The organism is Bradyrhizobium sp. USDA 4354 (assembly GCF_054060315.1).
Map to the genome: position 1 here is coordinate 4115098 of NZ_JBSSDC010000001.1, position 22809 is coordinate 4137906.

At 65.7% G+C, this 22809-nt stretch carries 17 protein-coding genes; 14 read left to right on the forward strand and 3 right to left on the reverse strand.

The window, feature by feature from the left end; translation table 11 throughout:
• Positions 1–76 precede the first annotated feature (76 nt).
• The 3 genes from ACVIIV_RS18770 to ACVIIV_RS18780 all read left to right on the forward strand — a co-directional run bounded on the left by ACVIIV_RS18770 (position 77) and on the right by ACVIIV_RS18780 (position 5728).
• Positions 77–3394 (forward strand): M10 family metallopeptidase C-terminal domain-containing protein, encoded by a 3318-nt coding sequence (locus ACVIIV_RS18770; protein WP_456745477.1) that lies wholly within the window; start codon positions 77–79, stop codon positions 3392–3394.
• 793 nt (positions 3395–4187) lie between these two features.
• Entirely contained in the window at positions 4188–5036 is an 849-nt protein-coding gene (locus tag ACVIIV_RS18775) for a right-handed parallel beta-helix repeat-containing protein (RefSeq protein ID WP_456745478.1), read from the forward strand.
• Positions 5037–5173: 137 nt separating this feature from the next.
• Positions 5174–5728 carry a tetratricopeptide repeat protein gene (locus ACVIIV_RS18780; RefSeq protein WP_456745479.1) on the forward strand — a complete coding sequence of 185 codons (555 nt, stop codon included), beginning with the start codon at positions 5174–5176 and terminating at the stop codon, positions 5726–5728.
• A 195-nt stretch (positions 5729–5923) separates the two neighbouring features.
• Here ACVIIV_RS18780 and ACVIIV_RS18785 read toward each other — a convergent pair whose 3' ends face one another.
• Together ACVIIV_RS18785 and gspD are read right to left on the reverse strand one after the other, a co-directional pair.
• Positions 5924–6517: a prepilin peptidase gene (locus tag ACVIIV_RS18785; RefSeq protein ID WP_456745480.1), complete on the reverse strand. Its 594-nt coding sequence runs from the start codon at positions 6515–6517 to the stop codon at positions 5924–5926.
• A gap of 4 nt (positions 6518–6521) precedes the next feature.
• Positions 6522–8906 (reverse strand): type II secretion system secretin GspD, encoded by a 2385-nt coding sequence (gene gspD, locus ACVIIV_RS18790; protein WP_456745481.1) that lies wholly within the window; start codon positions 8904–8906, stop codon positions 6522–6524.
• A 137-nt stretch (positions 8907–9043) separates the two neighbouring features.
• Here gspD and ACVIIV_RS18795 point away from each other — a divergent pair, with 137 nt between their 5' ends.
• Genes ACVIIV_RS18795 through gspM form a run of 9 tightly spaced genes read left to right on the forward strand, consistent with a single transcriptional unit; the run spans position 9044 to position 16485 of the window.
• A complete protein-coding gene (locus ACVIIV_RS18795; RefSeq protein WP_456745482.1) occupies positions 9044–10732 on the forward strand; it encodes a GspE/PulE family protein in 1689 nt (562 codons plus the stop codon).
• Positions 10733–10737: 5 nt separating this feature from the next.
• Positions 10738–11949, forward strand: a complete 1212-nt coding sequence (locus ACVIIV_RS18800; RefSeq protein ID WP_456745483.1) for a type II secretion system F family protein — start codon at positions 10738–10740, stop codon at positions 11947–11949.
• Between the two features lie 23 nt (positions 11950–11972).
• A complete protein-coding gene (gspG, locus tag ACVIIV_RS18805; RefSeq protein WP_456745484.1) occupies positions 11973–12428 on the forward strand; it encodes a type II secretion system major pseudopilin GspG in 456 nt (151 codons plus the stop codon).
• Positions 12391–12885: a pilus assembly FimT family protein gene (locus ACVIIV_RS18810; protein ID WP_456745485.1), complete on the forward strand. Its 495-nt coding sequence runs from the start codon at positions 12391–12393 to the stop codon at positions 12883–12885. Before gspG ends, ACVIIV_RS18810 begins: the two co-directional genes overlap by 38 nt.
• The gene (locus tag ACVIIV_RS18815; protein WP_456745486.1) at positions 12863–13258 is read left to right on the forward strand and encodes a PulJ/GspJ family protein; all 396 of its coding nucleotides are present in this window, start codon (positions 12863–12865) and stop codon (positions 13256–13258) included. Before ACVIIV_RS18810 ends, ACVIIV_RS18815 begins: the two co-directional genes overlap by 23 nt.
• Positions 13255–13959, forward strand: a complete 705-nt coding sequence (locus ACVIIV_RS18820; RefSeq protein ID WP_456745487.1) for a hypothetical protein — start codon at positions 13255–13257, stop codon at positions 13957–13959. The genes ACVIIV_RS18815 and ACVIIV_RS18820 overlap by 4 nt, the downstream gene beginning before the upstream one ends.
• Positions 13956–14870, forward strand: coding sequence for a general secretion pathway protein GspK (locus tag ACVIIV_RS18825; RefSeq protein WP_456745488.1), 915 nt, complete (start codon positions 13956–13958; stop codon positions 14868–14870). Before ACVIIV_RS18820 ends, ACVIIV_RS18825 begins: the two co-directional genes overlap by 4 nt.
• Complete coding sequence (locus ACVIIV_RS18830; protein ID WP_456745489.1) at positions 14870–15907, forward strand: PilN domain-containing protein; 1038 nt, start codon at positions 14870–14872, stop codon at positions 15905–15907. The genes ACVIIV_RS18825 and ACVIIV_RS18830 overlap by 1 nt, the downstream gene beginning before the upstream one ends.
• Positions 15904–16485 (forward strand): type II secretion system protein GspM, encoded by a 582-nt coding sequence (gene gspM, locus ACVIIV_RS18835; RefSeq protein ID WP_456745490.1) that lies wholly within the window; start codon positions 15904–15906, stop codon positions 16483–16485. Before ACVIIV_RS18830 ends, gspM begins: the two co-directional genes overlap by 4 nt.
• Positions 16486–16500: 15 nt before the next feature.
• On the opposite strand, the gene ACVIIV_RS18840 is transcribed toward gspM, so the two are convergent.
• Positions 16501–20115 carry an autotransporter domain-containing protein gene (locus tag ACVIIV_RS18840; protein ID WP_456745491.1) on the reverse strand — a complete coding sequence of 1205 codons (3615 nt, stop codon included), beginning with the start codon at positions 20113–20115 and terminating at the stop codon, positions 16501–16503.
• Between the two features lie 364 nt (positions 20116–20479).
• Between ACVIIV_RS18840 and ACVIIV_RS18845 the strand changes: the two genes are divergently transcribed.
• Complete coding sequence (locus ACVIIV_RS18845) at positions 20480–21118, forward strand: hypothetical protein (RefSeq protein WP_456748773.1); 639 nt, start codon at positions 20480–20482, stop codon at positions 21116–21118.
• A 43-nt stretch (positions 21119–21161) separates the two neighbouring features.
• The gene (locus tag ACVIIV_RS18850) at positions 21162–22739 is read left to right on the forward strand and encodes a lipopolysaccharide biosynthesis protein (RefSeq protein WP_456745492.1); all 1578 of its coding nucleotides are present in this window, start codon (positions 21162–21164) and stop codon (positions 22737–22739) included.
• The last annotated feature ends 70 nt before the right edge of the window (positions 22740–22809 follow it).

Below are 22809 nucleotides of genomic sequence, written 5' to 3' on the forward strand. Positions count from 1 at the left end.
CAAACGTTTAACTCTCAAGCTAGAATCATGTGCTTTCGTCCCGAATCGCACGCGACGCGTTGCTCTGGAGAGTCCATTGGCTACCGCTGTTAATGTCAGTGCCACCAACAACGCCGAGATCGACGGCCTGCTGTCCGGCTACAAATGGTCGGGCACGATCACCTATAGTTTTCCTGACGCATCCAGCGACTACCCCAATCCCTATTACGGCGGCAGCAGCGAGCCGACCACGTCAGGCTTCGCCTCGGCGCCCACCCAGATCCAGGCGGCGATCAACTACGCGATCGGATTGATCCTCGGCTACACCAACGCCAACATCCAATATGCGGGCACGAACGGCGCCGACATCATGATCGCGCAGTCGCCTGCGGCCAATCCGACCGCCTACGCCTACTATCCCGGCAATTATGCGTCCGGCGGCGACATCTGGTTCGGTACTCAGTACAATTTCTCGCTGGCCAAGCTCGGCAATTACTACTTCACCACCGCGCTGCACGAGCTCGGCCACGCCCTCGGCCTCAAGCACAGCCAGGAGGCCGGCGGCCCCGCCAACGTCGCCGTGCCGAGCGCGCATGACAGCAGCGAATACACCGTCATGAGCTATCGCAGCTATGTCGGCGGTTCGACAACGAGCGGCTACACCAACGAAGCGTACGGATATTCGCAGACCTACATGGCCAACGATATCCTCGCGCTCCAGGTGATGTACGGCGCGGACTACACGACCCAGAGCAGCAACACCGTCTACACCTGGAATCCGACCACGGGGCAGGAGTTCATCAATGGCGTCGGGCAGCTCGCACCGGGCGGCGGCGTCGGCGGCTCGGCCAATCGCATTTACGAGACCATCTGGGACGGCGGCGGCGTAGATACCTACGATCTGTCGAACTACACGACGAACCTCAGCATCAACCTCAATCCCGGTGCGTCGTCAGTGTTCTCCTCCGTGCAGCTGGCCTATCTCGGCGACAGCCACTACGCCTCGGGCAACGTCTATAACGCCTACCTCTATAATGGCGACGCGCGCTCCTACATCGACAACGCCAACGGCGGGTCCGGCAACGACACGATCATCGGCAACGCCATCGCCAACACGCTGAACGGCGCCGGCGGCAACGACACGATCACCGGCGGTGCGGGCAACGACACTGTCAATGGCGGTTCAGGCACGGATACCGCAATGTATTCGGGCAGCCGGGCCAATTATACGGTTTCCTACAACGCGACGACACAGACGTTCACGCTGACCGACTTGCGCAGCGGCTCACCGGACGGCACCGATACCGTCACCGGTGTTGAATATTTTCAGTTTGGTGGCTCGACGGTCGCCAGCTCCAGCCTCGTGCCGAGCGCGATCGAGGCGTTCGGATCGACCAGCGTGGTTCTGACGAACGGCAACTATTACCTGAGCAGCATCTCGACCGGGAGCGGGCCTGTCCTGAAATTTGCGGGCTCCGTGGTAAACGTGGCCGACTACGGCACTTGGTCGGTCATTGCCGCCGAGCAAGTGTCGGGAGGTGGCTACGATGTGGTCTGGAAGAATTCGGCGAATGCCCATTATTCAGTCTGGAGCACGGACAGCGCCGGCAACTTCCTGACGACCCTCGCCGCGGCCCCGGAAGTGCTGGGGAGCGACGCGTCTCTTCAGGCGCTTGAGCCGACGCTGCAACAGGATCTCAACGCCGACGGCACGATCGGGGTCCCCGTCGTCAGCGGCGTCACGATCGAGGCGTTCGGATCGACCAAAACGATGCTGTCAGGTGGCAACTATTACCTTGCCAACATCTCGACCGGCACCGGTCCCACCCTGAAATATGCCGGGGCTGCGGTGATCGCGGCGAATTTCGGCACGTGGTCCGTCATTGCGGCCGAGCAGGTGACGGGCGGTGGCTATGACGTGGTCTGGAAGAATTCGGCGAACGCGCACTATTCCGTCTGGAGCACGGACAGCACCGGCAACTTCCTGACGACGCTCGCCGCGGCCCCGGAAGTGCTGGGGACCGATGCGTCCCTGGAGGCACTGGAGCCGACGCTGCAGCAGGATCTCAACGGCGACGGCACGACCGGGGTCCCCATCGCCCCCGTCGTCAGCGGCGTCACGATCGAGGCGTTCGGATCGACCAAAACGGTTCTGTCCGGTGGCAACTATTACCTGGCCGACATCTCAACCGGCAGCGGACCGACCCTGAAATATGCCGGGGCTGCGGTGATCGCGGCGAATTTCGGCACATGGTCCGTGATTGCTGCCGAGCAGGTGAGCGGTGGCGGCTACGACGTCGTCTGGAAGAATTCGGCGAACGCCCATTATTCCGTCTGGAACACGGACAGCACCGGTAACTTCCTGACCACGCTCGCCGCAGCTCCTGAGGTGCTGGGGAGCGATGCGTCCCTGCAAGCGCTGGAGCCGACGCTGCACCAGGATCTCAACGGCGACGGCACGACCGGCGTCCCCGTCGTCAGTGGCGTCACGGTCGAGGCATTCGGATCAACCAAAACGGTCCTGTCGGGTGGCAATTATTTCCTGGCCGACATCTCGACCGGCGCCGGGCCCACCCTGAAATATGCGGGGGCTACGGTCGTCGCGGCGAATTTCGGCACATGGTCCGTGATTGCTGCCGAGCAGGTGAGTGGCGGCGGCTACGACGTGGTCTGGAAGAATTCGGCGAACGCCCACTATTCGGTCTGGAGCACGGACGCCACCGGCAATTTCCTGACCACGCTCGCCGCTGCCCCCGAAGTGCTCGGGACCGATGCATCGCTGCAAGCGCTGGAGCCGACGCTCCAACAGGACCTCAACGGCGACGGCACGATCGGCGCGCCCATTGGCGGCGCTACGATTGAGGCTTTCGGATCGACCAAAGCGGTCCTGTCCGGTGGTAGCTACTACTTGGCCGACGTGTCTACTGGCGTCGGACCTGCTCTCAAGTTTGGTGGCGCTTCGGTGATCGCGGCCAATTACGGCACCTGGTCGGTGATTGGTGCCGAGAAAGTGTCCGGCGGCGGCTACGACGTGGTCTGGAAGAATTCGGCGAACGCCCATTATTCGGTCTGGAGCACGGACGCCAACGGCAACTTCCAGACCACCCTTGCCGCGGCCCCGGAAGTGCTCGGGTCCGATCCGTCGCTAAAAGCACTGGAGCCGACGCTCCAGCAGGATCTCAATGGCGACGGCACCGTCGGCGCCGCGCCGCTCGGTGACAACTTTGCGTTCAACTCTACCCAGAACCCAGCTTCATTGGCTGCTCCGTCCGAGCCCCCTGACCCTATGCCCGCGCCAGCCGATCCGCGGACCGCGTCGGAGCATTGGACTCAAGTGACGGGGAGTCACGACACGGCTGACATACTGATAGATGTGCTCCATAACCTGCACGGCTCCGGTTTCCTGCTGGGCTGACGACGTGGGTCTTGCGGTGTGGATAGAGCGCGCGGCCGATCATTTCTTTGTCACAGCCGGCCGGTAACGTCACCATCGTGGGAGGTGCACGACGCGGGGCGATCAGTGTCCGTGGCTGTCGTCGCCGAGGCCGTCCTGGACGAGCTTCGGGACCTTGAGGGCAAGCTCCTGATGAACAAACTCCTGATGAAAAGGTCCTCACATAAAATGTTACGTTCGATTGAACCTTGCCTGATCCGGCGCGACCACTAGAAGGCCTGCGTTCCATCGCGCAACAGTTGCGCGATGCGGTGTGCCAAAAGCCTGCTTCCGTTTTTTTCCCAATCGCGTTGCGTTATCGAGTCGTTTGAACACGAAGGCCGTATTGCGAGCGCCGCAAAGCGGCGGGGGAGGTCTCTGCGAAATCTGAAGAGTGATGCCGTAGGCCGCGCGACGCGCGGGCTAGGACAGCGAAGACTTGTGCATGACAACAAGCTGGAATCTCAGCTTAATCTCAGGAGGAGAAATGCGTCGAATTGCACTCTTGGCTCTGCTTGCAGGATTGTTCGCACCGGTGATCGCATCGCAACCGGCTCACGCCCAGGCCATGCAGGGGTGCGGATGGGCCGCTCGATGATCGTCAACAATCCGGGGGCGACGACGTCCGCCAATGTGCTGTCCTAGCTGGACAGGCAGATCAACGGCAACGCCTCCGGACACGGCACCGGCTAACCGCTGGTGGGATATCACTAGTCTTTGGAAACTGCTGGCCTGATAGAAGTCAGATTTTTAAGTTCAACTTTGGAGGTTCAACATGCGTCGTATTGCTCTTTGGACTCTGGTCGCCGGACTCCTCTTGCCGTTCGCCGTGTCGCAGCCGGCACATGCCCAGGCGACCAGAACGTGGGTGTCCGGTGTCGGTGATGACGTCAATCCGTGCAGCCGCACCGCTCCGTGCAAGACCTTCGCCGGCGCGATCTCGAAGACGGCCGCGGGCGGCGAGATCAACTGCCTCGATTCCGCCGGCTTCGGCACAGTGACCATCACCAAGGCGATGACGATCTATTGTGAAGGCGTCGTCGGCAGCATTCTCGGGTCGGGCACCAACGGCGTCAACATCAACGCCGCGGCGACCGATCATGTCGTGCTGCGCGGCCTCGACATCGAGGGCGCCGGCACCGGGATCAAGGGCGTCAACATTCTCCAGGCGGCCTCGGTGGTCATCGAGCACTGCTTCATCAGGAACTTCAACGGCGCGAGCGGAGCCGGCGTCTTCTCCAATCCCTCGAACTTCAACTCGATGCTCATGATCCGCGACAGCGTGATCTCGCACAATGGCACTGCCGCCGCCGGCGCTGGGATCACCCTCAATACGAACGGGGGTAGCTCCCGGGTCCTGATCAACAACACGGCCTTTCACAAGAACTTCGTCGGCATCAGCGTGCAGGGTTCGACCAACCTCCAGGTCAACAACAGCACCATCTCCGAAAACCTGAGCACGGGCCTCGCGCTCAGCGGCGTTGCGGGGGCACGGATCGGCCGCTCGGCGATCGTCAATAATCTGGGAGCCGCCACCAGCGGCAACGTGCTGTCCTATCTGGACAACCAGATCAACGGCAACAATCCGGACACGACGCCGGCGACCGCTGGCGGTTATCACTAGAGCATGATCGCGCTTTAGCTGCCCCAATCGACGAGCTCCGGGTGCGGTGCGCCCGGAGCTTTTTGTGCCCGGCAGCGCTATGGATTTCGGGGTGCCTGCGGACTAGTCTGTCTGCTGATGCAGGGAGAGACGGTCGCATGGAGACCCTCGACAGCCAGGATCCAGGGCTTTGCCGCGCGGTGCCGCGGGCGCCCGGTTTCTCGCGACCAGGATGGGGCTGTGCCGCCGTTCTGCTGGCGCTCGTCTTCGCGATTCCCGCCAGCGCCCAATCGGTCCGCCAGGGCGTCTCCGCCTTCCATCGTCAGGACTATGTGACGGCATCACGAATCTTCATTCCGCTCGCCGAGCGCGGCAATGCGGCTGCGCAGTCCTATCTCGGTTTGCTGTTCGAGACCGGCCGTGGCGTGCCGCAGAACTACACGGAAGCGGCGATGTGGTATCGGCGCGCGGCGGAGCAGGGCGACAGCCGCGCCCAATATTCGCTGGGGCTGCTCTATGACCGCGGCCAGGGCGTGCCGCAGGATATCGTCGAGGCCTCCAAATGGCTCAACCTGTCCGCGGCCGCGGCGCCGCCGCCGGTGCGTGAGACGCGGGCCCGGATCCGGGATGCCGTGACCACCAAGATGACTCGCGGAGAGATCGCGCAGGCCCGCCTGCGGGCGCTGGAATGGGCGCCGAGCCGCGAGCACTGACCGACACGCCTGCCGGCGAGCGGTGCCCGGAGCGGGCGGCATGGCCAGAATGACATCATGCCGGTGTTTTGCCCGACGAGTCAAATCGCTTCGTAAAATCCGCAGTCGCTTTGTGCCGGCCGATAAGTCATTGATAAAGCTGACCCCGCCTACTGTGCATGGGGTTGTTTTCGCAGTTTTTGTGAAGGCGGGCCCTTACGGCCAGCCGCCGAGCCAGTTCGCGTACCAGGTCTCGCCCAGCCAGCCGATCCAGATCGCCGGCGCCAGGAATAGCCCGAACGGCAGGAAAGCCGTGGTGCGCAGCCGCTTGCCTTGCAGCGCAGCGTTCGCGACATAGGCGCCGATCGCAAGCAACGCGGCAAGCTCGATCACTGCGACGACGGTCGCAAGATCGAGCCAGGCGCCGCAGACCGCGGCGAGCTTGACGTCGCCGAGCCCGAGCCCGTCCCGGCCGCGCCAGCGCCGGTAGACCGCCATCAGCAGCACGAGCGGAAGCGCGGTGGCCGCGGCGCGGGCGAGCGGCCAGAGCAGCGCCTCGACGCCGATATCGGGCACGAACGCGCCGGCGCGGAGTAAGGCGAGCGCGAAGGCGGCGCCCGTCAGCGCGTTCGGAATGCGGTAGTGGCGGGCATCGTTCGCCGCGATCGCAAGCATCAGGGCGGCCAGGAACGCGCCGTACAGGCCTTCGGCGCCCGGAGCAGTGACGAGGCTTGCGATCACGCCGGCCAGCAGGGTCATGCCGAGCACGAGCTCGGGGCCCGTCCCGACCTTCGCCGCCTGATCCCCCACGCCCCTAACGCGCCGCCTTGGGCGGGCTCACGGTGATCACGGGATTGCTGGTGCCGACCAGGCGGCTGTTCATCTTGCTGCGCATTTCCTCCGCGATGACATGCGCATCGACGCCGTCCTTGATGACGGTTGGGCGGATGAACAGGATCAGCTCGGTGCGGCTGCGCGTATTGCCTTGGTGCGAGAACGCATCGCCCACGCCTGGAATCGAATCGAGGATCGGAATGCCCTGACGCTGCTTGTTTTCGGTCTCGCTGATCAGGCCGGCGAGCAGCACGGTCTGGCCGCTCGTCACCGCAATCGAGCTCTTGACCCGGCGCTGCGAGATCGTCGGCGTCAACGAGCCGGCACTGCCGGCGGCCACGCTCGAGATCTCCTGCTCGATGTCGAGCACGACATTGCCGTTGGCATTGGCGCGCGGCAGCACGCGCAGGATGATGCCGGTGTTCTTGTAATCGATGGTGTTGACGACGGTGTTGTTCGCGGTCAGCACGGTCGCGGTGCCGGTCGAGAACGGCACCTGGTCGCCGACCTGCAAGGTCGCCGGCTGGTTGTCCAGCACGACCAGCGACGGGTTGGACAGCACCTTGACGGTGGTGACGTTGTGAAGTGCATCGAGCACCACGCGCGGGGAGTTTTCCGCGCCGATCAGAAAGTTGAAGCCGGGCAGCGCGCGGCCCAGCAGCGCGCCGGCGGCGGCGTTGACCGCGCTGGTCTGCTGCTCGATGTTGCTGCCGACCGCGGCGCTGTTGCTGACGCCGCCGATGACGTTGGAGACCGAGCCATGCTTGCTGGCGATGAAGAACTGGACGCCGTAGTTCAACGCGTCGTTCAGCGTGACCTCGGCGATCGTGGCCTCGATCGCGATCTGGCGCTGCGGCCGGTCGATCTGCCGGATCGTCTGCTCGACAATGCGTTGCGATTCCGCGTTGGCATAGACCAGCACCGCGTTGTTGCTGACGTCGGCAGTGATCCGCACGTTCTGAAGGATCGCATTGTTGACGGGTTTCGCGCCTGAGCCGAGCAGCGAGCCGGAGCCGTTGTCCTGGCCCGGCGCGCCGGCCGCGGCAGGGGCGGGGCGCGCCGCCAGCGACGAGCCGGGAGCGCCGGTGACCGGAGTCGCGGCGCCCGCGGCTGCGGTCGGAAGTGCGCTGAGCGAGGCGATCGGATTGGTTCCGGACGACGACGTCGCGACGCCCGAGCCAGGCGAGATCTGGCCCGCGGAATTGTCGAGCGAGGACGTGCTGGAGGCGCTCTGGCTGAACAGGATCTCGTTCAGCAGCGCCACCACCGCTTTGGAATTGCCGTAGCGCAGCGGATAGGATTTCAGGTTCACGCCGTCAGTGTCGGAGCGATCGAGCCGCGCGATCCACGTCTGCGCACGCTTGAGATATTCCGGCTTCTGGCTGACGACCAGAATCGAATTGAGGCGGCTGATCGGCTGGAATTTGATCACGCTCTGGCTCAGGCCGCCTTCGCCCGAGTCCATGATCTTCTCGATCTCGGAGATGAGCGGCTCCGGCGTGGAATTCCGCACAGGGAAGATGCCGACCGATTGCCCGCGCATCCAATCGGCGTCGAAGGAGAGAATGGTATCCACCGCGGTCGCCCGCTCGGTGCCGCTGCCGCTGATGATCAGCGTGTTGCGGGCGGTGTCGGGACGCATGGCCTGGGCTTTCACGCCAAAGGCATCGAGCAGCTTGAAGATGTTCTGGGCCGAGACGTAGCGCAGCGGCACCACCGTGATGCCCTGGCCAGCCGCGGCGTTCACCGAGCGGTCGATGCCGCCGGGGCCGGCCTCCGGCGCCGGCAGCAGCCGATAGCCGGTGCGGTCGCGGACCAGCGCGACGCCGGACATGCGTAGCGCGTTCTCCAGCACGTAGAGCGCATCTGCCTTGGGCACCGGGCGCACCGAGGCGAGCGTCACGGTTCCCTGCACGCGCGGGTCGATCGTGTATCCGACGTTGAGCACGTCGCCAAGAATGACTTTCGCGACGGTGGCGACGGGAGCATTCTCGAAATTGAGGTCGTAGCCGCTGCCGCCCCCATCGTCGCGTTCGACCAGCCCACCGCCTTGCGGCGTTGCACCATCGCTGAGATAGATCGCCGGTTTCGATGGCTTCGTCTGCGCAATGCCACTTGCGCCCGCATCCGCAGGTTGCCGCGGCTGGAGATCGAGGGAGCGGATCTTATCGGCAATGTCCTGCGCGCGCGGATCCTTCGGGTCGGCTTCGATCGACTGGTCGGCGGTGACGATGCAGGCGCCGAGCAGCAGGGCCGACGACAACAGGATGAGCGTTCCAGGCAACGCTGAGCGAAGGCGCAAGAGCGGTTGAACCACCTCGGACAAAATACGCCTGCCAACGCTGGAAGTGAAAGGATATCGCATCCGATCCCCTCGGTTCGGACGCGCAATAATTTGCGCCACGATTATGTTTTTGCTAAGCAATAAGTCAAGGGCAAAGGGCCTGCCGTGTCCCGTCGAGGTTGTTGCATTCAGGTAACAAGGTCAACGCTGTGAATGCGATGCGCGACCGCTCCGCAGATAGTTTCCGACAGCATCTTCTGGAAAAATATTCATTGCCGCCGCGGGCGCATGCCCATCTCGACAAGTCGGCCACTCCCGCGCTCACGCGCCCCTTGCGTGAATTGTGGGAGGCCACCGATCTTTCCGCAGCCGAATTCGCCGATGAAGTCTCCGATCATTTTGGTCTGCCGCGGCTGAGCCTTCCGCAACTGCTTGCGGCAACGCCTCGCCTCGACGGCTTCTCGCGCCGCTTTCTGCGTGAATCCACGATCTTTCCTTTCAGCGCGCCTGACGACGTTTTCCGGCTGGCTGTCGCCGATCCCTCCGACAGGGCGGCCATTCGCGCCGCCGAAATCGTGTTCGGAGCACCCGTCGATGTCGTCGTGGCCTCGTATGAGGATATCACCACGGTCCTCGATCAACGCGACGATGCCGATGACGCAAATGCCGAGCGAAGCGGCAGGAGCGTTGCGCAGCAGTCCGACGACGATATCGAGAGCCTGCGCGATCTCGCCAGCGGCGCGCCGGTGGTGCGCGCGCTCAACGATCTCCTGGACCGCGCGGTGGATCTGCGTGCCAGCGACATCCACGTCGAGCCGTTCCGCGCCGGCCTCGCCGTGCGCATGCGCGTCGACGGCCTGTTGCGTGCGCTGCCGTCGCCGCACGGCATTCCGCCGCAGGCGCTGATCTCGCGCATCAAGATTCTCGCCAGCCTCAACATCGCGGAACGGCGCCTGCCGCAGGACGGCGCCGCGCGCGTGCGCGTCGGGCGCAGCGAGATCGACGTCCGCGTCGCGACCATGCCGACGCAGCACGGCGAGAGCGCCGTCATCCGCCTGCTGCCGCGCGACCGCGGCCTCTTGGAGATGAGCAAGCTTGGCCTCGCCGCACGTGACGAGAGCGGGATGACGCGGCTATTGGCAATGCCGCACGGCATGATCGTGGTCACGGGCCCGACCGGCAGCGGCAAGACCACGACGCTCGCCACCATGCTGTCGATCCTGAACGAACCCACGCGAAAGATACTCACCATCGAGGATCCCGTCGAATACGAGATTCCCGGCATCAACCAGTCCCAGGTCAAGCCGTCGATCGGATTGACCTTCGCCTCGGCCATGCGCGCCTTCGTGCGTCAGGACCCCGACGTCATCATGGTCGGCGAGGTCCGCGACCCCGAGACCGCGCATATCGCGATCCATGCGGCGCTGACCGGCCATCTCGTCTTGACGACGCTGCACACCGAGACAGCGGCGGCCGCCGTGCCCCGCCTGATCGATCTCGGCATCGAGGGCTTCCTGCTGAAGTCGACGCTGCGCGCAGTGGTGGCGCAGCGTCTGGTGCGCGTGCTCTGCGACCGCTGCAAGGTGCCTCATGCGCTCACCGAGGCCGATCTTGCCAGGGACCCGCGCCTTGCGGTGATCGGCTTCAAATGCGGGGAGGTCGTGCACGAGGCCGCCGGCTGCGAGCGCTGCGGCGGCACCGGCTATCGCGGCCGCAACGGCGTGTTCGAGATCCTCGAAATGTCCGACGAGGTGCGCGCGCTGGTCGGGCCTCAGACCGACTCCCATTCGATCGATGCTGCCGCGACGCGGGGCGGCATGACGACGATGCTGGAGGATGCGGTTGCCAAATGCCGGGCCGGACTCACCACCGTGCCCGAGGTCTTCCGCGTCACGACGGTGCGCTGACGCTCATGCCGAATTATCGCTACCGCGCTCTCAACGCCAACGGTGAACTGGTCTCCGGCGCCATCGCTGCACCCGGGCCGGGCGACGTCGCACAGCGGATCGAGCGGCTCGGCCTCGTGCTGGTCGACAACGTCACGCCGGAAGAGGGCGGCTCGGCGGGCCGTGTGTTCAGCCTCTTCAACAGGCCGAAGCCGGAAGACGTCACCATCTTCACCCGCGACCTCGCGCTGCTGCTGCGCGCCGGCGCCCGCATCAATGACGGACTGGAGCTGCTCGCGGCCGATCCCGATTTCGGCCGGCTGCGGCCGGTCGTTGCCGATATCCGATCCCGCGTCGTTGCGGGCGAGAGCTTTGCCGAAGCGTTGGCGCGGCACGAGGGGCTGTTTCCGCCGATGTATGTCGCGCTGGTGCGGGTCGGCGAGGCCTCGGGATCCCTCGACCAGGTGCTGGAGGTGCTGGCCGGGGAGCGCACGCGCAGCGAGGCGCTGAGACAGCGGCTGTCGGATGCAATCCGCTATCCCCTGTTCGTGCTGGGCGCGTCGGGTTGCGTGCTGTTGTTCTTTCTCACCTTCGTGCTGCCGCAGTTCGCATCCGTGTTGCTGGATTTCGGCGCCAAGATCGATCCGGTCGTCGGCGCCTTCCTCAACATCTCGACGTTTCTGCGCGGCAATTCCGATGCGGTGCTGGCCGCGCTTGCGGCCGTCATCGCGGCGGTGTGGCTCTTGCTGCGGCAGGAGCGAGTCCGCCGCGGCGTCACCAATGCGATCACGCGGCTGCCGGCGATCCGCAACGTGATGAGCGCGTACCGCACGGCGCTGTTCTGCCGCAATCTTGGCCTGCTGCTCGGCAGCGGCGTCAATCTCACCATCACCCTGCGCATCCTCGTCGACATGATGGCGACGACCGGCCCGTCCATGGCCTGGAGCGATGCCGCGGACCGCGTCCGCCACGGCTCGAAGCTATCCGATGCTCTCGCCGAAACGGAGGCGCTGCCGGCGATGGCGGTGCGCATGCTCAGGCTCGGCGACGAGACCGGGCAATTGCCGATGCTGTCCGGGCGTGTCGCCGAATTCTACGAGGCCAAATTGCAGCGTACGCTGGACCGCGTCGTCGGCATCGCAGGTCCGGCGGCGATCATAGCGATCTCGCTCGTCGTCGGCGGCCTGATCACGTCGGTGATGACGGCGCTGATGTCGGTGAGCCAGATTGTTGGATAGGCAGGGAACGGGAGAGGCTTGAAGTGACCAAACATCCATGCGCAAGGCGCGGCAGGTGGCGTGCGCGGCAAGGGGAGGCGGGCTTCACCCTGGTCGAGATGCTGGTCGTCATCACCATCATCGGCATGATCATGGCGCTGGTCGGCCCGCGCGTGCTGAACTATCTCAGCGAGTCCAAGGCGAAGGCGGCGAAGATCCAGATCGAGAGTTTTTCCAGCGCACTCGATCTCTACTTTCTCGATCTCGGCCGTTACCCCACATCGAACGAAGGGCTCTCCGCGCTGACCCGCAGCAACAATCAGGCCGGCTGGAACGGGCCTTATTTGCGCGGCGGCGTCGTGCCGAACGATCCCTGGGGGCACCTCTACGTCTATCGTTCGCCGGGCGCGAGCGCGCCCTTCGAGATCATCTCGCTGGGATCGGACGGTCAGGAGGGCGGCAGTGGAACGGCGGCCGACATTGTCAGCGGCGCGCGCTGACGGCATTCGCGAGGCGCGCGGCTTTGCGCTGATCGAGATCCTGTGCGTGCTCGCGATCATCGGCCTGCTCGCGGCGATCATTCTGCCGGCGATCCCGCGCTCGACGACGCGCGCGAGGCTGGAGAGCTACGCGGTCGAGACAGCGGCGCTGCTGAAGGCCGACCGCAACGCGGCGCTGCGCCGGCAGACCAGGGTGGCGACCCAGGTGGATGCGGAGGCGCGCGCGATCCGTTCCGGCGCCACCGGTCGGACCATCCGTCTGCCCGACGACGTTGTGGTGCAGGCGATGCTGGCCGCGCGCTGTGCCGACCGGACGACGGGGCGGTCGATCGATTTCTTTCCATCAGGCATGTCGTGCGGCGGGGTGATCGCACTGGCGCGGACCGGCATGGGATACGAGGTGCGTGTCAATTGGCTGACCGGAGGCGTCGAGATTGTCCCGCAGAAGCTGCTCTGATGCCGCCGGCTTCACCCTGATCGAGGCGCTGGTTGCGCTCGCGATCATCGCGATCGTGCTCGGAACAATCGGCTCGGTCATCGCCACGACGGCGAGGGGGACGCGTTCGATCGACCAGCATCTGGCGCTCGCGGGCACGGCTGAGACCCTGCTTGCGGATTTGCCGGCGCGCTCTCTGCTGAAACCCGGCCGGCAGAGCGGCGAACTGGCCGGCAGCCGCTGGCGGATCGATGTCGCGCCGATGCGCGTGGCGGGCGGCGATCCTGCCACCGACCGATTCGTGCCGCTGGCCGTCAACCTGCGCCTCCAGCGCGGCGACGGAGCTGCGATCCAAATCACGACGGTGAAGCTGGTCCCGAGGGCGGCGCAATGAAGGGCCTGCGCCGCGCGCTTGCCGACGAGGCAGGCTTCACCCTGCTCGAAGTGCTTCTGGCAACGCTGCTGATGACCGTCATCCTGGCGGCGCTGGCGACGGTGACGGCGCAATGGCTGCCGAACTGGAATCGCGGCATCGCTCGCGTGCAGCGGGCCGAGCGACTCGCGACCGGGCTCGACCGCATCGTTGCCGACCTCTCCGTCGCCGAGCAGATTACCGTCAACGGCGACGCCAAGGTGCCCCTGTTCGACGGCGCCGAATTGTCAGTGACCTTCCTGCGTACGGCACTTGGCCCGAGCGCTCGTCCTGGGCTCGAATTCGTCCGCCTGATCGAAAAGGCCGACGCGCAGGGGCTCGCGCTGGTGCGCGAGCGCGCGCCGTTCCAACCGATGCCGACGGACGGGCAGATCCGCTTTGTCGATCAGGTCGTGCTGATCCGGGCGCCGTTCCGAGTCAGCTTTTCCTATGCCGGACCGGACGGTCAATGGCTGCCGACCTGGCGTGGCCAGACCCAGCTGCCGGATCGCATCCGCATCACCGTGCGGGACAGCGTGACCGGGCAGGTGCTCGCGGTCTCGGGCGCGGTCGCCCCACACATCACGGCGCCGGCCGAATGCGCGCGGGCCAAGAATCCGTCGACTTGTGTGACGGCGCGGACCCGGCCGCAACAGGCGGAGAAAGAGGAGCAGCAGCTGTGAGCGGAGCGCGGCGCGACCAGGCGGGGGTTCGTGACGGCCGCGGCTTCATCGTCGTCGCTGTGCTGTGGATGCTGGCGGCACTGGCGGCGCTCGCGCTGATTTACCTGACCTATGTCACCAACACGGCGGCCACGGTTGCCGTGAATGCCGACAGGCTGCAGGCCGACGCGCTGGTCAATGCCGGGCTCGAGCTTGCGGCCTACCGCCTGACGGCGCAGAACGAGGCGGTGCGTCCGACCAGCGGCACCTTCAATGCCCGCGTCGGCGCCGGCCGGGTGAGCGTGACGTTCCGCTCGGAGGCTGCGCGCGTCGATCTCAACATGGCGTCGAAATCGATGCTCGCGGGGCTGATGACGGCGCTCGGTGTCTCCGCCGCGGACGCACCCGTTTATGCCGACCGGGTTCTCGCCTGGCGCTCGTCGGCCGAGCCCGGCCAGGACAATCCGGAGGATTCCTACTACCGCACGATCGGCGCGCCCTATCTGCCGCGCCACGCGCCGTTTCCGCACAGCGACGAGCTCTGGCTCGTGCGCGGCATTCCGGCTACCGTCGTGGAACGCTTGCTGCCCTTCGTCACGGTCTTCAGCAACATGCGGACCGTGAACGTGGTCGATGCCGCGCCGCAGGTGCTAGCCGGGCTGCCGGATATGACCCCTGAGAGGCTGCAACAGGTCCTGCGCGATCGCGCTGACACCAACGTCGATCCGCGCGCCCTGGTCGGGCTCGCCGGCGGCGCCAATGCGACGGTCGAGGGTTCGAGGGCGTACCGTCTGACGGTCGCGGTCGAGCTGCCGTCGCGTCGGCGGAGCTCGGCCGAGATCGTCATTCTGCTTCTCGACAGCGGCGATGAACCTTATCGTGTATTGTCGTGGCACAACGCCGTCGACGGCTCCGCTGGAAAGCCTCTGTGATGAGCTCGCTCGAGTCCCTTCGCGCCATTCTCGATGCCTGGACCGGCACGGTGGCCGGCACGATCGTTTCCGCCCTGGAGCGGGTGGTGGCGCCGCGCGTGGTGAGGCTGGTCGAGACCGACACGGGCGCATTCAAGCTGGAGGCGGCGAGGTCGGAGAACGTTCCAAACGAGATCGCGTTCGAGAATGGCAAGTTCGCGAGCGCCGACCTCGCGCAGATCGTGCGCGGCAGCCGCGTCGAGATCGTGCTGCGGCCGTCGCGCTTCCTGTTTCGCACCCTGGAGCTGCCGGCGCGCGCGGCCGATTTCCTCGACGGCATCGTGCGGGCGCAGATCGACCGGCTGACGCCGTGGAGCGCGAGCGAGGCCGTATTCGGTTGCAGCGCTCCGGTGTCGCATGGCGGCGACGGCATCACCACGGAGATCGCCGCGGCGCCGCGCAAGCTGGCGATGAGCTACGTCGAGGCTGTGTCGTCCTTTCATCCCTCGGCGATCGCGTTCGCGACGGAGGCTGCCACGGGTGGGCGCATCAAGGTGTTCGAGCAGAGATCGCGCGGCGCGGCAGACCCGGTCCGGTTGAGCCGGGTGCTGCAAGCGGTGCTGGCGCTTGCCGCCGTCGCTGCGGTGAGCGGGTCGGTCGCAGCAAGCTATCTGGCGGACAGCCTCGGCGCGCAGGAGAGGGAGCTCGAACGGCAGATCGCCCAGCGCCGCGCCGCACTCCGCGGTAGCGACAGTGGCGAGCGCTCGCCGCTCGCGCTGCTCGAACGCCGCAAATACGAGACGCCGGCGAGCGTGATCGTGCTGGAATCGCTGAGCCGGGTCTTGCCGGATCATACCTATGTCACCGAGCTTCATCTTTCGGGCAACAAGCTCCAGATCGGCGGCATCACGCGCGATGCGCCCTCGCTGATCCCGTTGATCGAGCAGTCCCAGCATTTCACCCGCGCCACCTTCTACGCTCCGACCACGCGCAGCTCCTCCGATCCCGGCGAGCGCTTCCATATCGAGGCGCAGATCGAACCGAGGAACGTGCCATGAGCAGCGCGAAGGTCACGGGAGGCAATGCGGTTGCACGAGCGATTGCAAGCTCGCCGCTGATCGCGGTCACGCTCTATGTGGCGGTTGCCGGCGGGCTACTGCTGACGACGGGGCTGTCGATCGCCGAGATCGTCGCCCACCGCCAGGCGCTGGCGCAGACCTCCGACCTGCTCGACCAGTTTCGCGGCAGGAAGGGCGGCGCCAAGAATGCCGCGGCCTCGGTGGCCGAGCGTCCCGGCACGCCGTTCCTGGAAGGCCCGACCGTCACGGTCGCGGGGGCCAATCTGTTGCAGCGGGTTGCCGCGGCGGTCGGTGATGCCGGCGGCTCGGTGCAGTCGTCGCAGGTCGACGTAACAGGCGCGCAAGCGAAGGACGGCTTCGTCGGCCTCGTCATGAGCTGCGAGCTGGAACAGTCCGCGCTGCAGAGGCTGCTCTACGATCTCGAAGCAGGCATGCCGTTCCTGTTCGTCGATCAGCTCGACGTCCAGGTGCCGCAGACGACGGCTCTGAATGAGGCCGGCGCCGGCCGAGTCAGGGTGATCCTGGGCGTCTCGGGCCAATGGCAGGCGGGGAAGTAGGGCGGCTTCGTCAGCTCACCAGGAGTACTTGAAAACGCCCTTGCCGGAATAGCTGGTGACGTTGCCGGAGAACTCGCCGTCGAAGGTAGCGGCGAGCGAGAAGCCGCTCAGCCATTTCATCTCGGCGCTGCCGCTTACGAGCGCAGAGTCGGCGTCGACCCTGGCGCCGTTGACTACGAAGCTGGTGCCGGGCAGGGTCTGGAACAGCGCGGTGACGGCGCGGCTGGGATTGTAGTCGTGCGCCCAGGCGGCGCGGCCGCGCAAGGTCAGCACGCCGTTCTGCATGGCGTAGGACTTGTCGGTGCGAAGGCCGAGCTCGGAGCGGGTGTCGGTGAGCGATTGTGCGGCGTAGTTCAGCGCGAACAGGCCGCCGCCATTGAGGCTCGTTTCGGAATAGTTCGGCAGGTTGAAATTCGTCACCTGCGCCGCCGCATAGGGCGTGATGCCGATCATCGGCGTTGCGAAGCGGTAGCCGCCCTCGAAGCGGGCCGAGAAGCTGTCGGCCTTGTAGCGGCCCTGGAGCTGGTCGGCGCCGGTGAGCGCGACCGTGCGGTTGGTGGTGACGTCGTGCCAGCCATAGGCGAGCGCAGCCGAGATGTAGGCGGAGCCGAAATTGTGCCGGCCATAGACGCCGGCCTGAAACAGGTCGGCCGAGCCCGCGCCCATCGCATTGGCGAGCGAGTAGTTCAGACCGCCGCCGCCGAGCGCAAAGCCGACCAGAGTGTCCACCGAGAGCCGGTAGTCGGCGCCGGCCGCGCCGCCCCAGACCCGTGCGGTCAGGTCCTGCGAGCCGACCAGCGCGTTGCCGCCGACCTCGGCCGAGCCGCCATAGCCCGCCGACCAGACGCTCCAGCGGCTGCTCGGCTGCGAAGAGAGCAGCGGCGCTTTGGTCGCCATTGCATAGGCCTCGCGTTCGCGCGCGGTGGCCGGCCGCATCGAGGCATAGGCGGCGGCCTCGTCGCTCTCGGCGAATTGCGCAACCCTGCCCGCCTTGGCGAAACCACCGCTGCGTCCGACGACGGTCGGGTCGAGCATCAGGTTCAGGAACTGGCCGTCGGCATTGATCGCGGCCTGGAGGATGCCGGTGCCGAGCTCGCCCGAGGCGGTCGTCAATCCCGCCGGCGTCAGCGCGGCAAAGGCCGCGGGAATGCCGCCGGTCGCATTGAAGAAATTGGTCAGCGTGTTCGCGACGTTCTGCTGGTTGGCGTTGAGGCCGCCGGCGGGCGTGAAGTTCACATTGACGTTGAGGTACACGTTGCTGGTGTCGTAGCTCAGCGTCGCGTTGAGCGTCGGCATGTTGGAGAGAACGGTTGGATTAAAGGTGGTGCCGACGAGGCTGCCGGCCGCGGTCAGGATCGTGTACTGCTTCTTGACCGTCCCCGAAGTGAAGTTCGCGCGCACTGCCGCACCGCCGAGGTCGGTCGCGCCCGTGACCTGGGTGAGGCTGGCGTTGGTCGACGAGACCTGCACCAGATAGGTGGAAGCGGCAGTGAAGGTCAGCGATCCGTTGATCGTCATTGGGCTGAACGGGCTTGCCGCGCTGCCGGGGGCGAGCGTGCCGCCGTTGATCAGGACGCCGGCGACCGTGCCGCTGCCAGCGAGCGTGCCGCCTGTGTTGACGGTGACCGGGCTGTTCAGGATCGAGCCGTCCACCACCAGCGTGCCGCCGTTCACAGCGGTGGCGCCGGTATATGTGTTGATGCCGGTCAGCGTCTGCGTGCCACTCGTCAACGTCAGCCCGCCGCCGAAGCCGGCATCATCGATGACGCCCGCGAAGGTGCCGTTGCCGGCCGTGATCGTCAGCGTGTTGGCGCCGAGATTAACTGTGCCAGAGCCGGAGAGCGACTTGATCGAGGTGCCGGCGCTCAGGCCCGCGATGTCGAAGATGCCGTTGGCAATGACGCTGCTCGAGGTCGCGATGCGGCCGTCGCTACCGCCGGAATTGACCAGATCGAGCTCGCCGCCGTTCGCGATGGTCGTGGTGCCGGTATAGGTATTGATGCCGTAGAGCTGCTGCACGGCTCCGTTCGCGATCGCGAGGTTGCCCCCGGTGCCGCCACCGATGCCGCCGTCCTGAATCACGCCGCCGAAAGAATTGCCGATCGTGACGGTCAGAGTCTTCGATCCCAGCGCGACGACTCCGTTGGCGCCGAACGAGAAGAGCCGGGTGACCGACGCGCCGGACGTGGTCTGGGAGATATCGAACGTCGCGCCTGCGCCGGCGAATCCAACGTAGAGCGAATTCGCGATCGAGCCACTGTCCTTCAGCGCCAGCGTTGCGCCCGCATCGATCTGTGTGGCGTTGCTGTAGGTATTCACGCCCGACAGCGTCTGCGTTCCACCGAAAACCTCGAGCCCGCCGGAGCCCTGGATCACGCCCGCGAACTCAGTCGAACCATTGGTGATCACCAGCCCGTTGCCACCCAGGTTGACGATGCCGGAAGAGCTGCCGGCAAGCGTCGTGATTGCGTTGAACGGAACCGAGGATGCCGAAATATCGAACGTCGCATCCACAGTGACGACGCTGGATGACGAGATGCTGCCGAAGCCGGAGATCGCCAGCGTCCCGGCCGAGATCGTCGTCGCGCCGGTGTAGGTGTTGGTGCCGGTCAGCGTCAGCGTGCCGGTGCCGACCTTGATCAGTCCGCCGCCGGCGCCGGAAATCACACCATCAACCTGGGTCGAGGTGTTGAGGCTGCCGCTCGTGAGCGTATTGGCGCCGAGAACATAATTGCCCGCGCCTTCGATCGATCCGGCCGTCATCCCGCCGCTGGTGAGGCCGGAGATGTCGACAGTGCCGCCGGCATTGGTGATGAAGCGCGCGCTGCCGCCGGTGCTGGTGCCGGCGAAACTCGTGGTGCCACCGTTGTTGGTCGTGATGGTGGCGTTGCCGGCGGTGGCGGAGCCGTCGAAATTCACCGTTCCGTCGTTGACGATGGACGAGGTGGCGGCGGTGGTGCTGTTGTGGAAATTCAGCGACGCACCCGCGGCGTTGCTGATCGTGGCGGTGCGGGCCGAGGCGCTGGTGAAGAAGTCGATCTGGCCGGTGCCGTTGTTGGTGATCTGCGCGCTGGCGGCAGAGCTGGAATCCTCGAATGTAACGAAACCGTTGTTGACGAGACTTGCCGTTCCCGCGGTGCTGTCCTGGATGAAGTTGACGCTGCCGCCGATATCGTTCGTGATGGTCACGGCACCGGCGCCGCCGCTGGCGGTGCTGCTGTTCTGGAAGACAAGGTTGTTGCCGGAGGTGACTCCGAAGTTCTGCGTATTGACCGTATCGTTGTTGATGATGCCCGTTCCGTTGACGATGAACGGGTTGCCGATCGTGACCGAGTAGGCCTGCGAGATGCTCGTGAACTCGACCGTGCCGATGCTGACGACGCCGTTGTTGTTGTCGACCGCCGTGCTGCCGGTGTTGGTGAAGGTTGCGGTGCCGTCCGGCACGCTCGGGTTGGACGACCAGTTGGAAGGGGCTGTCCAATCGCTGCTGCCGCCGACCCATGTGCCGTCTACGGCGTGAGCGGCGACGACGCCGAGGGCCGTGGTCGCGAGCAGCATCGCCAGGGAGTGGCGCACGACGGATCGCAGTCCGTGTCCGATCCGCCCACCTGCCATCGTACGTCCACCCATCAGATCTTCTCAAATCAGCAAAGAAATCATCGCTAGCATGCAACCGGGGCGCGTAGTCCGACGCCCGTGCGATGATCTCATGGCGTTGCAGCAGCCCGCAATGAACGGGTATCCATTTACGCCGGGTTCCAGCGCATTCGGTCCTGCATTTTTTGAGATCGTGGCGATCCAGCAACATATTCACGCGTTGCAACAACGAGAATGCCCGGCTCCGTCGAATTCGGCGAGGCGGCGCGGGTTGATGGCGCACCGGATCGGAACTAGTTTGGCGCGGACGCCTCGCCGTCGTCGTGGCGCGGCCGGCGGTCGCAGGGGAATATCGATGTCCGGGTGGCTCAGGCCGACAGGAGTGGCCGTATTGTGCGTGGTTCTGGGCACCGCTCGGACCATGGCGGCCACCTCTTCACGCGTGGACGTCTTGCCCGATGACGCCGTAGGCAGTCCCGCTGAAAGTATCGATGTCGGAACGATCAGGCCGATCGCGCGTCCGGCGCAACAGGCGCCGAGCAAGCCCAATCCCCGCGGCAATCCGTTGTGGTCGGTGCCGCTCTCGGCGCTGACCGCGACCCAGGAACGCCCGATCTTCTCGGCCATGCGCCGGCCGCCGGCGCGCGCGGTCGCCGCAACGCCGGTCGAAGAGGTCTATGCGCCGCCGCCAAAGCCGGTCGAGGCACCGCCGCCGTTATTGCTGGTCGGGGCCGTCGTGGGTGAGGGCGATGCCATTGCGATTCTCGTCAATCGCACCGACCAGAAGGTCGTGCGCCTGCGGCAGGGCGATACGCTCGGCGGCTGGTCGCTGATTTCGGTGCAGCCACGCGAAGTGACGTTCAAGCAGGGCGAACGCAGCGAGGTGCTGGCGCTGCAGCGGCCGGACGCAGCCGCTCCCGCAAGCCCGCCCGCGGATGGCGGAGGCAAGCTGACGATGCCGAGCCCGGCCGACCCGTCGTTCGCGCCCTTCGTGCCGCGTTCGACGCCGAAGAACGGCGAGTCGGATGGGCTCTGAGCACTGGCGCGCCGGGCCAATTGCTTGACGGGAAGGACGCGGCTTGACCGACAAGCAAATTGACCTGCCGGGACCGGCCGACGGTTCGAGCGGACCCGGCGTCGGCCGCGCCCGCCGTCTCTTGCAGGGCTGGTCCGCGAACCTGGTCCAGATGGCGCTTGGGCTGTCGCAGCAGCTTCTGCTCATCCCCGCCTTTCTGCACGTCTGGACCGGCGACACGCTCGCGGCGTGGCTCGCGATCTATGCGGCGGGCAGTCTCGTCGTCGTCGCGGATGCCGGATTGCAGCTTCGCGCGATCAACCGCTTTCTCGCGTTCAAAGCCTGCGCCGATTGCGACGGGCGCACGGCGAACTTCTATTCGGCCCTGCTGCGGATCTATTTCGTCATCATCGCGGTGCTCGGTATCCTGTTGTGCGTGGCCGTGGTTCTGGCTCCGCCGTCGACCGTGCTCGGCTTTCACGCGACGCCGACATTCGATGCCGCGATGCTGGTGATGATCCTGGGCATGCTTCTGACCCTGCCCGCCAACCTCGTCTCCGGCCTCTATCGCGTGCGCGGCCGCTATGGCCGGACGGTCTGGTTGCAAAACGCCGCGCTGCTGCTCGGACAGATCGCCCAGCTTGCGGCGCTCGCATTGTCCGGCAGCCTGCTTGCGGTTGCGATTGCCTTCGTGTCGATGCAGCTCCTGTTCGCGATCGTGCTCGCTGCGTTCGATGCGCCGCGACTGTTTCCGTTCCTGCGCCGCGCCGGCAAACCGCCGTTCGTGTCGCCATCCCTGCGCTGGAGCGTCGGGCAGTTCGGCCGTGCGGTGCCCTTCGCAGTCGCCAACATCACCGAGCTTGCGCTCGTCAACGTCCCGGTGCTGCTCGTCTCCGCGCTGGTCACGAACCGCGTCGCGGTGGCGCAATGGGGGCTGACCCGCGTGATCGCGAGCATGGTGCGCGGCCTGTGCCTTCAGGTGACGCTGCCGCTCGCCGCCGAGCTTGGCCACGACCATGCGGTCGGCGACAAGGATCGGCTGCGCCGGCTCTACGCCCACGGCTCGGTGTTCGTGACCGGACTTGCCTGCCTGATTGTCGCGGGCCTGCTGCCGTTCTGGCCCGACTTCTTCGCGTTATGGACCCATGGCAGCATTCCCTACGACGCGCCGCTCACGGTGACGCTGCTGCTCGGCTCGGCCGCCGTCGCGCCGTCACTGCTGGCGCTGGTCTTTGCCAATCACAGCAATCGCGGCGACCTCCTGATCCGGGCCAAGGGCCTTCAGCTTGTGGTCTTCCTGACGCTGTCCATCGTCCTGATTCCGCGGCTCGGGCCGCTGGGTGCTGCGCTCGCGGTGGTCGCAAGCGACATTCTCGTCCAGTTCGGACTGCTCGCGCTGATGGTGATGCGCCAGACCCTGCATCATCCGTTCAGGCACATCGCCTTCCTGATGGTCATGGCCGTCGCCATCGTGGCAACGGGTTGGCTGATCGGGCAGGCGATCATCGCGCTGCTGCCGGGCAGCGGGCTCGTGCACTTCATCGTGGAATGCACGATCTGGCTGGTCGCGGTTGGCGGGCTCGCAAGCCCGCTGCTGAGCACGGCTCTGCGCGAGCGCTTGCGGGCGCTTATTCCAGCCTAAAGCGCGATGAGATCAGGATGAATCGTCATCGCGCTTTAGGTTATTGTTTGAGCATGATCTTTTCGGAAAA